Here is a 12562-nt window from a genome sequence, read left to right as displayed (position 1 = left end):
AAGCCCGCCAGCACCAGCGGCTTGCGCCCGGCATGCAGCAGTGTGCCGATGCGCGTGTGCAGGCCGATCGCCAGCATCGCGCAGGCCAGCAGCCAGTTGTCCAGCGACAGCAAGCCGGGCTTCCACGCCGGCGGCACCAGCCCGGCGGAATGCGCCGCCATCACCGCCACGAATCCCACCGCGAACCACGGCACGGCCTTCAGGATCGCGCGCCACGGGCGCGCGCCGCCCGCGCGCTCGCCTTCGCCCTCGGCATGCAGCTTCGGCCACAGCGCCAGCACCAGCAGCAGCGGACCCAGCGCCAGCACCCGCACCATCTTCGCCACCACGGCGGCGTCGGCGGTGGCATCGCTGACCATCTTGCCGGAGGCGATGACCTGGGCCACCTCGTGCAGCGTGGCGCCCGTGTAGATGCCGAAGGTGCGCTCGCTGACGGCCCAGTGCAGATGCCGCGTGGCGACCTCGAACAGGTAGGGATAGAGCAGCATGCCGGCCGTGCCGAACAGCACCACGGTGGCGACGGCCACCGCGGTCTGGCGGTCGTCGGTGCGTACCACCGACGCCACCGCGATGGCCGCGGCGGCGCCGCAGACCGCGCTGCCCGCGCTCACCAGGATCGCCTCGCGGCGGCTCAGGCCCAGCAGCGCGGTGCCGGCCCAGACCCCCACCAGCAGCGTCGCCACCAGCATGGCCAGCGGCACCAGCACCCCGGCCACGCCGAGATCGGCGATGGCGCCGAAGGTCAGGCGCAGGCCGTACAGCGCGACGCCGAGCCGCAGCAGGTGATGCCGGGCCACCTGCATGCCCGGCGCCAGTGGCACCAGCCAGCGCTGCGGCAAGGTGTTGCCGGCCACCATGCCGGCGAACATCGCCAGCGTCAGCGCGCTCATGCCGAGGTGGGACACCGCCGGATGCGCCGAAAAGACCATCGCCAGCCAGGCGATGAAGCCGAGCGGCACCAGCGTCAGCAGGCGCGCGGCCCAGGAAGGCGGCATGGCGCCGAGGTTGGCGGTTGCGGTCGAGGGCGTGGGCGACATGGCGGGCGGGGCTCTCCGCCCCTGCCGCCGGGTGGCGGCGGGGCGCTGGTGGATGATGTCCACAGAGTACGTAGCCGCCACAAACCTGTAAAACGGGTAATATCGTTATACCTTACCTGAATTCCAGATATGAACCAGCGCCCGCTCCGGCTGACCCTGCGCCAGCTCTCCGTGTTCGTCGCCGTCGCCCAGCATGGCAGCACCGTGGCCGCCGCCGAGGCGCTGGCCATGTCCCAGTCGGCCGTCAGCGCGGCGCTGGCGGACCTCGAAGCCGCGCTGGGCGGCGCCCTGTTCGACCGCGTCGCGCGCCGGCTCAGCATCAACGAGTCGGGCCGGCTGTTCTTCCCGCGCGCGCTCTCGCTGCTGGACCAGGCCCACGAGCTGGAGCACTTCACGGTCCAACCCGGCATACAGTTGCGCATCGCCGCCAGCAACACCATCGGCAGCTACATCCTGCCCGGCCTGCTGGCGGGCTTCCGCCACGCGCAGAGCGGGCCGTGCGCGCTGGACATGCGCATCGGCAACACGCGCGACGTGCTGCAGGCCCTGCTGCATTTCGAGGCGGACATCGGCCTGATCGAAGGTACCTGCCACGAGCGCGACCTGCGCAGCGCGCACTGGCGCGACGACGAAATGGCGGTGGTGGTCAGCCCGGCGCATCCGCTGACCGGCAAGCCGGGCGACCTGGCCGCCCTGCGCGACGCGGACTGGGTGGTGCGCGAGCCCGGCTCGGGCACGCGCGAGATCATCGAGCAGCGGCTCGCGCCGCTGCTGGGCGAGCTGCGCTTCGCGCTGGAGCTGGGCAATACCGAGGCGATCAAGCGGGCCGTGATGAGCGGCTACGGCGTCAGTTGCCTGTCACTGCAGGTGGTGGAAGACGAGCTGAAGCACGGCACCCTGGTGGCGCTGCGCGACGGGCTGCCCGAGGTGGTCAGGCCGCTGCAACTGGTGGTGCACCAGGACAAGTACCCCACGCAGGGCCTGCTGGCCTTCACCGAATACCTGCGCCGCGCGGCCGCCCCGGGGCAAACCGCCGCGGGCTAGCAGGCCAGCCCGACGATCGGCGCAGCTATCGGCCGGACTATCGGCCCAGCGATCGCCCGGCCATCAGGCCGGCTGCGGATCGCCCTCGTCCTGCTGCCGCGCGGTATAGCGGTCGAGCAGGTGGAACAGCAGCGGATTGAGCACGATCGACAGCAGCGCGCCGGCCAGGATCAGCGCCTGGCCGCGTTCCGGCAGGATCTTCAGGTAGACGCCGAGGCCGGCGAGGATGAACGAGAACTCGCCGATCTGCGCCAGGCTGACCGCGATGGTCATGCCGGTACGCGTGGAATATCCGAACACGCGCACGATGCACAGCGCCGCCACGGACTTGCCCACCACGATGATGAACAGCGTGGCCAGCACGCCCCACGGGTCGTTGATCAGGACCACGGGATCGAACAGCATGCCGACCGAGACGAAGAACAGCACCGCGAACGCATCGCGCAGCGGCAGCGACTCCTCGGCCGCGCGGTGGCTGAACTCCGATTCGGCCAGCACCATGCCGGCGAAGAACGCGCCGAGCGCGAACGACACGCCGAACAGCGAGTAGGCGCCGAACGCCACGCCCAGCGCCGTGGCCAGCACCGCGAGCCGGAACAGTTCGCGGCTGCCGGTCCAGACGATGCGCTCCAGCATCCACGGAATGAAGCGGCGGCCCACCACCAGCATCACCGCGACGAACGCCGCGACCTTGCCCAGCGTGGAGAACACGGTAAACAGGATCTCGCCGGAGCTCGGCGCGGCCACCGCCTCGGCACCCTCCCCCACCGGCATCAGCAGCCCGGCGACCGCGGGCAGCAGCACCAGCGTCAGCACCATCGCCAGGTCCTCCACGATCAGCCAGCCCACCGCGATGCGCCCCTGCGGCGACGCCACCAGGTCGCGCTCCTGCAACGCCTTGAGCAGCACCACCGTGCTGGCCACCGACAGCGCCAGCCCGAACACCAGCCCCGGCCCCCACTGCCAGCCGAAGCCCCACGCCGCGCCCATGCCGAGCGCCGTGGCGATGGCGATCTGCACCACCGCGCCCGGGATGGCGATCCTCTTCACCGCCATCAGCTCCTTCAGCGAGAAATGCAGGCCGACTCCGAACATCAGCAGAATCACGCCCAGCTCCGCCAGCTCCGGCGCCAGCGCCTGGTCCGCGGTGTAGCCGGGCGTATGCGGCCCGACCACGATCCCGGCGCACAGATAGCCGATCAACGGAGGCAGCTTGAGCCGGTTGGCCAGGGCGCCAAGGATGAATGCCAGGACAAGACCGCCGACGATGGTGCTGATGAGCGGGGTAGCGTGATGCATGCGTGGTGGGTTCCTCGTGGGTTGCCATGACGGCATTGGCCGGACGGCCCGCCCACCCCCGAGGCGGCCGGCACGCCGGGGACGCGAAACCTCACGCACGCCACGGCGGCGTCGGCGCCGGGAGGCCAGGGAGATATCACGCTGATCGAGGGAGAACGGGAACGGAAGTCTTGCAGCAGTCCCGGGGCGGCAACGCGGCGCCGGCCGGCGCGCACGACAATGCGGCAATGATGCGGCAATGGCGCGCGGCCCAGACCGGACTGCGCCGGGCATCCCGTGAAGACTACGCATGCAATGTAACACGATCATCCGCACGGCAAAGCGCGGAATCGACGTGCATTGTGCCCCCATAGGCTCCACGACAAGGCCCGCGACGCGATCGGCAGCAAGGCCGCGGAGGCGCCGGCATCGACGCCGGCAGTGCCGGATCGGGTGTCGCGCAGCTTGTGCGACTGCGCTTCCAGAAAGACGAAAACACGCGCCCACAGAGTGCGCGAGCGGGCAACACAGGAAAGGGATGAACGGGAAAGAGGAAGAAGCGAGCCGGAGGATCGCGGGGCGGCGGCGCCCGGAAAGCAAAAAGCGCCACCGGTGAGGGTAGCGCTCTTGTGCTGGACTACTGGACTGCTGGATGCTGGAGGCGGGGGTCGGAATCGAACCGGCGTACACGGCTTTGCAGGCCGCTGCATGACCACTCTGCCACCCCGCCGGGTGACTTTGCTGCTGGATTGTAGCCGCTATCGACCGACCCTGCCGGGGCCGCGCCACGCGCCACCATCACAAACAAAAAGGGAAGCGGCGCTTCCCTTTGGGACCTGGAGCGGGAGACGAGTCATGCACTAGAGCGCTAAGTCTCTGTTTCCCAATCACTTTCTCCACTGTGGTGATCAGCGAAGACCTCAATTATAGCCTTGTTTTTCGCCCTCGGCAACAAAGTTCATCCAGCGGCATCCATCAACGTCCAAGGACGTTCCAACCGCCGCGTCGCTGTACCCGGAACCATCCTGCCCCGGCCGCTTCCACCTACCGCATCGCGACTGCGACGGAGGCTGGAACGGACCCGCGCTGATGCCGTACTCGCGCGCTCCTGCGTCGCCGACCAGTGGACGCGCGCGAGCACGGCGACAAACACATGCTGCACGCTCACGCCGTCGCACATGACTGAGTAGGAGCGTCACGCAACGGGCTCCACTGGGCACAGTGCTTCACTGCAGGATGCTATGTCGATATATCAGGATGCCGAACGGAGCATGACGCACCTGGCCCTCGTCCATGTCCACCTGGGCATCGGGTGCCGGGAACGCCCCTAGCGCGCCCTGTGAAACCGCTGGGCTATCACACCATACCGAATCGGTCTTGATGGGCTTTGCGCCACCCATGACGCTGGTACCGTGAGCGCCAATATCGAGCCTGCGTCCTCATCGCTCGATGGGCCGGCACCCGATCGATTCTTGCACATCGAGCAAGACGAGGCCACCTGCGGCGGATGCCAATCATCTCGCCCGCCTACTGTCAGGGCATCGTCCCAGGCAACCGCCGCAGGCCATAACGACACAACAGCCCTTGGCAGGGCAAGAAAGGAGCCGGTGATGTAGCGCTTCCGAAAGGAGACGAAGACATGAACAAGGACATTCCAACAGCTAAGGTGTTCTATCGTCCCATCGAAGCGGCCATCCGGTGGGCCGGCTTGCTGCGGTACCTGCCAATGATCCTGGCCACCATCGCATCACCGCGCTTCCTGCCTCCATCGCTGAATTGCCCAAGGTGGAATGAGTGCCGGCTGTACTCGGAGCGCATCTATGACGGCATCCTCAATGGGGAACTGCCCTACGGCCACAACGGGATCACACTCAATGACCCGAAGCTGCTGCAGTCACCAGACCTGACCGTTCGCCATGTCGATCTGAAGCGCTGGATGCGCACCCACTATCCCGAGCACCGGCCAGGATTTCTGTTCAGCCGTGGCGAACGCATGGCGCATCCTTTTATCACCATGGAAACAGGACAGGCGATTCTGATCGAGCGACTGGCACTTCAGGCGGCCCTGGAGCATGCCCGGCACCAGATGCAGGAATTGCAGGAGCAGCGCGACACCTTGCTCAAGCAGTCCACCGCGCTGCTGGCCTCCAAGCAATGCGAGATCAGCGAGCGGGCGGAGACGACCTATCTCAACATCATCGGCGGGATGCTGACGCTGATGCTGGGCCAGTCCCCTTCGGGTGCGCCTTATTCCAGCTTCAAAACACAGGAGGCACTTGTCTCGGCATTGGTCGCCCATTACGGCGGCACCATGGGCATCACGGAGCGAACCTTGAACGGCAAGTTCGCCAACGCGAGAAAGTACGTCCGTAGCGCAAGCGCATGAGGTTTTCCAGCTTGTATGTGCAACCGTGGAAATTGCATTTGCAATGTCTTTCCGCAGCCGTGTCTATTGAATAGAGGTCACGCCAACAAACGCCACCGAGCGTTCAGGAGTGACCGCCATGTCGCAGACCCCTGTACTCCCGCCGAACGAGCGCCGCATCCTGCGCCTCGATGAAGTCGAAGCAAAGTCCGGCTTCAAACGCGCCCACATCTACAACCTGATGAAGAAGCGCGAGTTCCCCCAGGCGCTGCGCCTGGGCGTGCGCGCTGTCGGCTGGGACTCGACCGAAATCGACCAGTGGATCGCCGAGCGCCTCAACCACCGGACCTGACCCGCTCTCCCGCGGACTTCCCATTCCCAGCCGGAGAGCGCCATGCAGGTCGTATCCATCATTTCAACGAAGGGCGGGGTCGGCAAGACCACGACGGCCGCCAACCTGGGCGGGCTCGCCGCCGATGCGGGCCTGCGTGTGCTGCTGCTCGACCTCGACGTGCAGCCCACGCTGTCTTCCTACTACGAACTGGCTCACCGCGCGCCCGGCGGCATCTACGAGCTGCTGGCCTTTAACGAGCGCGACCTCGGCCAGCTCGTGTCCCGCACGATCATCGCGGGCCTGGACCTGGTGCTGTCCAACGACCACCGCGGCGAGCTGAACACGTTGTTGCTGCATGCGCCGGATGGCCGCCTGCGGCTGCGGCATCTGCTGCCAGCGCTTGCTCCCCTCTACGACCTGATGCTGATCGACACCCAGGGCGCGCGTTCCGTGCTGCTGGAGATGGCGGTGCTCGCCTCCGATCTCGCGCTGTCGCCCGTCACGCCGGAAATCCTCGCGGCACGCGAGCTGCGGCGCGGCACCATGCAGTTGCTCGAAGACATCGCGCCGTACCGACACCTGGGCATCGAACCGCCGCCGCTGCACCTGCTCATCAACCGCGTCCACCCGGTGTCCGCCAACGCACGGCTGATTCAGCAGGCCCTGCGCGACCTGTTCCAAGACAGCGTCGGCATCCGCGTGCTCGCCACCGACGTGCCGGCGATAGAAGCGTATCCACGTGCCGCAACGCGCGGCCTGCCGGTGCATCGGATTGAGCGCCGCCAGCCGCCCGGCAGAGTCGCCCCTGCCGCGCTCGACACGATGCGCGCTCTCGCCAGCGAGTTGTTTCCGCAATGGCAGGACCGACTGGCTCAAGTATCCGGCCGCCCGCAGCGACCTCTTGATCCTGGGAGGCCCCATGGCGAACGCACATGAGCTGGCCCGTGGCCACAAGCGGCTGCGCGCCCTGATCGAGTTCGCGGTCGGTGAAGGCTGGCACGTCAAGCGCACGCCGGGCGGACACCTCAAGTTCACCAAGGCCGGCTGCGCGGCGATCTACACGAGTTCGACAGCGAGTGACCACCGGGCCGAATTGAACGCCCGTGCCCAGATCCGCCGCGCCGAGCGCGAGGCCCGCATGGCGCCGGCCGGCGGCCGCGGGGACTGCGAGGGGTGCGGGCATGGCTGACATGACCTCGCAGGACATGGCCGGCAAGCTGCTTGCGGCCGGCTTCGAGCGCAGCGGCCCAGCGGCTACGGCCTTGAGCGACCCGATCGCGGACACGCCCATGGTCGTGACGCTGGACCAGTTGCGGCCCTACGACCATGACCCGCGCATGAAGCGCAACCCTGCTTACGAGGAAATCAAGGCGTCCATCCGCGAGCGCGGCCTGGACGCGGCGCCGGCCATCACCCGGCGGCCCGGCGAGGACCACTACATCATCCGCAACGGCGGCAACACGCGACTGGCGATCCTGCGCGAACTCTGGTCGGAGACCAAGGACGAACGCTTCTTCCGCATATCGTGCCTGTTTCGGCCATGGCCGGAGCGCGGTGAAATCGTCGCGCTGACCGGGCATCTTGCCGAGAACGAACTGCGCGGCGGCCTCACGTTCATCGAGCGCGCGCTCGGCGTCGAGAAAGCACGCGAGTTCTACGAGCAGGAGAGCGGCGGCGCCCTGAGCCAGTCGGAACTGGCCCGCCGCTTGGCGGCCGATGGCTTCCCCGTCCAGCGGTCACACATCACCCGCATGGCCGACGCGGTGCGCTACCTGCTGCCCGCCATTCCCACTGTGCTCTATGGCGGCCTGGGGCGCCACCAGGTCGAGCGACTGTCGGTCATGCGCACGGCCTGCAAGCGCACCTGGGAGCACTATGCCAAGGACCGCACGCTGCCGCTCGACTTCGACAGCTTCTTTCCGGAGGTGCTGGCGCAGTTCGACACGCAGGGCGACGAGTTCGCGCCGCAGCGCGTGCAGGACGAGCTGATCGGCCAGATGTCCGAGCTGCTGGGCATCGGCTACGACGTGTTGGCGCTGGACCTGACCGAATCGGAAAGCCGCCACCGGGCGCTGGTCAGCGATCCGACGCCTCCTGCGGCGCCACCGGCGTTGCCTTCGCCCACCGCCAGCACGCCGACTCCCCCGGGGGCAGCATCGTCCATCGCCACGCCTGCACCAGCGACCAGTCCATCACCCGCCGGCCCTCCGGTGTCCGAGCCCACCGTGCGTCACGACGACACGGCGGCTGGCAAAGCGGCCACGGTAAGCCAGGCGGCCGCACCGGGCGATCTGCTTCGCGAGCACATCGTCTCGCCAGCACCGACGACCGAACGGCTGCAGTCGATCCAGCGCATGGTCGCCGACCAGTTGGGCGATGCGCTGCCGCCCGACTTCTCGGCGAGCGTGCTGCAGTCCATCCCGGTGCAAGCCGGCGGGCTCTATCCAATCTCCGACGTCTGGTACATCGACGCCGGCCTGGACACACCCGATCGGCTGCGCATCCACATCGCGCAGTTCGCGCGCGAGATCGCTGGCGAGGCAGACCTGGACGAGTGCATCGAGGACCGCACCGATGGCATCGGCTTCGCTTGCCGCGCGCCCGCCTACGCCCCAGCGCCGCTTGGCCGCGCGGTGCTGACGCTGCTCGCCTCCCTGACGGGTCAGTCCGCCGCCGATGCGGGGGTGGATGGCACGCAGCTCGCCGTCGACCTGCCGACCCTGCTGCACGGCCTGGGCCGGGGCCAAGACCACGGCATCCGCATAACGCGCTTGAGCGACACGGCGTTGGTCAAGCTCTTTCGGCTGCTGCGCCTAGCCCGGCGTCTGCTGGACCTGGAAGCCGGCACAACGGCGCCCGGGGTGTGAGCGAGGGAGGCCGCATGTCCACATCGCATCCGCTCAATCAGGCCGTGATTGCCCAGGCGCTGTATGACCTTCGCAACGGCCAACTGCGCCGCTGCAAGGCCATGGGCTTCGGCGAGGCCGAGCTGGATGCGCTCAAGCACCCCGCGCTGATCAGCGTGCTGGCCAACGCCAGCGTCTCGTGGTGCTCGGTGACGGTCAACCGCGAAGTGCTGCAGCGCCTGCTCCACCAGGCACAGGACGTGGAGAAGGAGATCGCCACGGTCGACCGCATGTTGCGGCTGGGGGCCAGCACGGAAATGGTGAGCCGCTTCTATGGCCTGACCCATCAGGAAGTCGCCCTGCGGCGGGAGATCCTCGGCCTGCCCAAGCGCAAGGGGCGCCACCCCGTCCTGGACGAAACCCAGGACACCGAACTTTGGCGGCAATGGAAAGCCGTGACCAGCAGCAGGAACGTCGATCTGGAGGACGAGACCTCGATTCTCGATGCGGCCATGGACCTGGCCGAGGGCATGTCACTGCCGCTCTCGGTGGTCTGGGCCGCGATCAGGAACTGGGTCGATCAGGGATTGGGCTAGGCCATGGCCGTGGACGACACCGCCCCACGAGCACCGCGTCAAGGCCCCATCGCACTCGCCGACCTGTTCGACGCTGCGCTGAAGGACCTCACGCCCAAGCCAAATCCCAACGCGCCAGCGCCCACGGCAGTGACCACGCCCACGCCTGCCGCGTCCGGCGACGCCTTCCTGTTCAGTGGCAATCGGCACGAGAGCGTGCCGCGGCGGCTGTTCCTCGACCGCCGCCTGACACCGCTGGAGCGTAATGCCTGGCAGGTGTTCCGATTGATGCTCAACGACGACGGCGTGACGGCGTTCCCGACCTATGAGCAGTTGCGCCCTTGGCTGGCGTCCATGCCCTGCGCGGGACAAGCCTCCCACGAAACCGTCGCGCGGGCGCTGACGCTGCTGCGCCTGACGCGCTGGCTGAGCCTCGTGCGACGACGGCGCGACGCCAAGACCGGCCGCATCCTCGGCAACCTCTACGTCCTGCACGACGAACCCCTGACACCGTTCGAGGCCATGCAGCTCGACGCCGACTACCTGGCCCTGGTCAGCCAATCGCTGGGGCATTCGGCCAAGGCCGTCCAGGTGGTGGGACTCAACACCCTCCAGGAGATCGCGGACGACCCGATGTTGTCCGGACGCACCTTGCCGTCGCGGCTGCAAGTGCTCGCCGAGCGCCTGGCCGTCCAGGGCATCACCGCCACCGAAAGTTATCCACAGGAGGGTGCGGTCCACGATTCCGAAGAAGGGCCTGCGAGCCTTCTTCGGAATGGCGAACGCCCCTCTTCGGAATCCGAAGCAGGGCCGAAACCCGCGCCAGACGGCGCTCTTCGGAATCCGAAGCAGGACCGTACAGTACGTAGTAGTCGTATTAATGAAGTACGTACTACCGCGCAGGCGCGTGCGCTGGGCGACCTGCAATGGCCCAAGCGCTTCGCGGAACTGAAGGCGGAACAGCAGGCCGGAGCCAGGATGGCGTTGCAGCAGGTGGACGCTGCCCTGCGGCAGGCCGTGCTGGACGAATGGGCCGCACGGTGCGGCAAGCATGGCATCCGCAACCCCGCCGGATATCTGTTCGGCATCATCCAGCGCGCCATGCGCGGCGAGTTCAATGCGTGGGCCAAGCAGACCGGCCCGGCACCGCCAACACCATCGGCGGCGCGAGCGCCACCACCCGAGCCGCCGCGCAACGTCGTACCGCCCGAGGTGGCCCGGCAGCACATCGAGCGCCTGCGCGACCTGCTGCGCAAGACCTGAGCACAGGGCTTGTCAAAGCCGTGAAGTAGATCTCCATGGCGGTCGGCAGAAACGGTCCCCTGGGGACGGCTGTGCGGTGAAGTGCCGGGTGACGGCGCGACATGCTGCGCGAAACCTGGGCAAAGCGCCTGGCAAGGCCATGAAGCAGACCTCCATGGTGCTCAGCGGAACGGTCCCCTGGGGACGGCCGTGCTGCGAAGGATGGCGTCAAACGGCAGCGCGACGTGCGGTGCAGCACGCAACCCGTCGACGACCGAGGCCCGGAGCGCCGACGTGAATGCCCATCTGCGGAGCGGTCCCCAGGGGACCGTTGCGCGCTGCGCCGCCAGCGCACACAACCGGGGGCCGGCTCATTTCGGTTTGTTGACTGACTGCCTTCCGCCGCATGCGGATGCTGGCGGCTCCCTGTCCACCAGCGAGCGATCACCATGGCAACCAGCAACGAACCATTGCAACTCAACCTCGGCTCCCTGCGCAGCGCGATGTCGCTGACGCTGCACACCCACCACGCGTCGCGCATCTGGCATGGCCGCGCCGCCGCCGAGGGGCGACCGGGCATCGTCGGCCTGAACGGCTACATCGCCGTCATGAACAAGATGAAGCGCGGCTCGGAGCAGGACGATCCGTACAGCGACTGGTGGATGCTGCGCATCGAAGACAAGCTCGACCAGACCAGGACCACGCTGCAGACCTTGCGCGAACAGGTGGACCAGGCACTGGCGGGCGTGCCTGCGGCATTGAGCCTGGGCGAGAACCTCAACGTGCAGCCCGTCAAGCTCCCCCTGTTCGTCAACGCCCAACTGGGCTTTGCGGCGGTCTATCTGCTGGCCGACTACGACGACATCGCACGCAAGCTGATCCTCGCCCACCACACCGCGCTCATCGATCGCAGCACCTTGGAGCGCTGGCTCAATGAGGGTGCGCATGCGCTGCGCAGCCTGTTCTCGCTGGCCCAGCAATACCGCTATTCGGGCTGCACGCGCGACGACTTCGCGGCGAAGAATGCCGCAGCGCGGGCCGCGCTGGAGAAATTCGGTGAACTGCCGCAGGACGTGCTCGAAGGCACGCGCCGCTCGAAGTTTGCGCCGCCGGTCGCGCGCCGCGGTCTGCAGCAACGCGGTGAGGCTCATGCCTCAGCAGCCGCCCCGTCGGCGGATGGCGACGAAGTGGCTACCGCCGAGCCGTCCGAGGCCACCGCCGCGTCTGATGAGGACGAACCCGCATGAGCGATCCGAACCCGCCCACCCGCTACTTCCGGGGCCTGCAACAGGGAGCCTTCATGCGCCTGGAACACGCGGCATCTCTAAAAGGCCTTTTAAAGCCCTTTAAGAGTAAAGGGGACTTGGAGGCCTGGGCCAGCCAGTGCTTCGCCATGCGCGACGAACTGATTGCCTTGTCGCAGCGACAGGTGCTGGCGCAGGCGTGTGGGCATCCCTTCCACCTGCTGCCCGTTGAACTGGCCCAGCAGACCACTGGCGCAGGAACCGCTTTCTTGCGCTGGCGCAGGCACGACCGTTCGGCCATGGGCGTGGCCCTGTGGCAGGAGCTGATGGCGAGCCCCGGCACGCCGGTCAACCTGCTGGCCGACCTGCACGCGATCGAGCTGCAGCGCATCACGCTGAACATGCAGATCAGCCTATTGCACACCTTGGGCAGGCAGGCGCAGGAATGCGCCAGCAAGGCGGCCGAGGCGGAAGACGCCTACCTGCGCCGGCTCACGTCCATTCCCGCCGCAATGCGCGATCGGTGATCGCGTCGCGCACCCCAGCACGCGCCCGGCGGCAGTGAGGCGCGGGCATTTCAACCACCACGGAGATCAC

General features: G+C 67.6%; 12 protein-coding genes and 1 tRNA gene. 10 read left to right on the top strand and 3 right to left on the bottom strand.

Annotated elements, in window-relative coordinates:
- On the bottom strand, positions 1 to 1037 hold a 1037-nt coding region (locus tag K206_RS0109925), incomplete at its 3' end, for a YeiH family protein (RefSeq protein ID WP_020423733.1).
- Positions 1038 to 1166: 129 nt separating this feature from the next.
- On the opposite strand from K206_RS0109925, the gene K206_RS0109915 reads away from it, so the two are divergent.
- The gene (locus K206_RS0109915) at positions 1167 to 2081 is read left to right on the top strand and encodes a LysR family transcriptional regulator (protein WP_020202255.1); all 915 of its coding nucleotides are present in this window, start codon (positions 1167 to 1169) and stop codon (positions 2079 to 2081) included.
- 63 nt (positions 2082 to 2144) lie between these two features.
- Here K206_RS0109915 and ybaL read toward each other — a convergent pair whose 3' ends face one another.
- A complete protein-coding gene (gene ybaL / locus K206_RS37905; RefSeq protein ID WP_020202254.1) occupies positions 2145 to 3380 on the bottom strand; it encodes a YbaL family putative K(+) efflux transporter in 1236 nt (411 codons plus the stop codon).
- Positions 3381 to 4015: 635 nt separating this feature from the next.
- A tRNA-Cys gene (locus K206_RS0109905) sits at positions 4016 to 4089 on the bottom strand.
- A gap of 909 nt (positions 4090 to 4998) precedes the next feature.
- On the opposite strand from K206_RS0109905, the gene K206_RS0109900 reads away from it, so the two are divergent.
- The 9 genes from K206_RS0109900 (at position 4999) to K206_RS0109860 (ending at position 12492) form a co-directional block, all read left to right on the top strand.
- The gene (locus tag K206_RS0109900; RefSeq protein WP_017514169.1) at positions 4999 to 5745 is read left to right on the top strand and encodes a hypothetical protein; all 747 of its coding nucleotides are present in this window, start codon (positions 4999 to 5001) and stop codon (positions 5743 to 5745) included.
- A 118-nt stretch (positions 5746 to 5863) separates the two neighbouring features.
- Entirely contained in the window at positions 5864 to 6076 is a 213-nt protein-coding gene (locus K206_RS0109895) for an AlpA family transcriptional regulator (protein ID WP_017514168.1), read from the top strand.
- A 42-nt stretch (positions 6077 to 6118) separates the two neighbouring features.
- Positions 6119 to 6994 carry a ParA family protein gene (locus K206_RS0109890; RefSeq protein ID WP_017514167.1) on the top strand — a complete coding sequence of 292 codons (876 nt, stop codon included), beginning with the start codon at positions 6119 to 6121 and terminating at the stop codon, positions 6992 to 6994.
- Complete coding sequence (locus K206_RS0109885) at positions 6978 to 7247, top strand: hypothetical protein (RefSeq protein ID WP_003050422.1); 270 nt, start codon at positions 6978 to 6980, stop codon at positions 7245 to 7247. The genes K206_RS0109890 and K206_RS0109885 overlap by 17 nt, the downstream gene beginning before the upstream one ends.
- On the top strand, positions 7240 to 8925 hold the full coding sequence (locus K206_RS0109880) for a ParB family protein (RefSeq protein WP_020202253.1): 1686 nt from the start codon (positions 7240 to 7242) through the stop codon (positions 8923 to 8925). The genes K206_RS0109885 and K206_RS0109880 overlap by 8 nt, the downstream gene beginning before the upstream one ends.
- A 14-nt stretch (positions 8926 to 8939) precedes the next feature.
- Positions 8940 to 9500: a DUF2857 domain-containing protein gene (locus K206_RS0109875; RefSeq protein WP_017513942.1), complete on the top strand. Its 561-nt coding sequence runs from the start codon at positions 8940 to 8942 to the stop codon at positions 9498 to 9500.
- Positions 9501 to 9503: 3 nt separating this feature from the next.
- Positions 9504 to 10742 (top strand): STY4528 family pathogenicity island replication protein, encoded by a 1239-nt coding sequence (locus K206_RS0109870; RefSeq protein ID WP_017513941.1) that lies wholly within the window; start codon positions 9504 to 9506, stop codon positions 10740 to 10742.
- A 428-nt stretch (positions 10743 to 11170) separates the two neighbouring features.
- Positions 11171 to 11968 carry a PFL_4669 family integrating conjugative element protein gene (locus K206_RS0109865; protein ID WP_017513940.1) on the top strand — a complete coding sequence of 266 codons (798 nt, stop codon included), beginning with the start codon at positions 11171 to 11173 and terminating at the stop codon, positions 11966 to 11968.
- Entirely contained in the window at positions 11965 to 12492 is a 528-nt protein-coding gene (locus K206_RS0109860; RefSeq protein ID WP_029043432.1) for a DUF3158 family protein, read from the top strand. Before K206_RS0109865 ends, K206_RS0109860 begins: the two co-directional genes overlap by 4 nt.
- The last annotated feature ends 70 nt before the right edge of the window (positions 12493 to 12562 follow it).

This window comes from Cupriavidus sp. WS (assembly GCF_000395345.1).
GTDB lineage: Bacteria > Pseudomonadota > Gammaproteobacteria > Burkholderiales > Burkholderiaceae > Cupriavidus > Cupriavidus basilensis_B.
The sequence above is the reverse complement of the archived record's forward strand: the minus strand, read 5'-3'. Positions and strand labels throughout refer to the sequence as shown.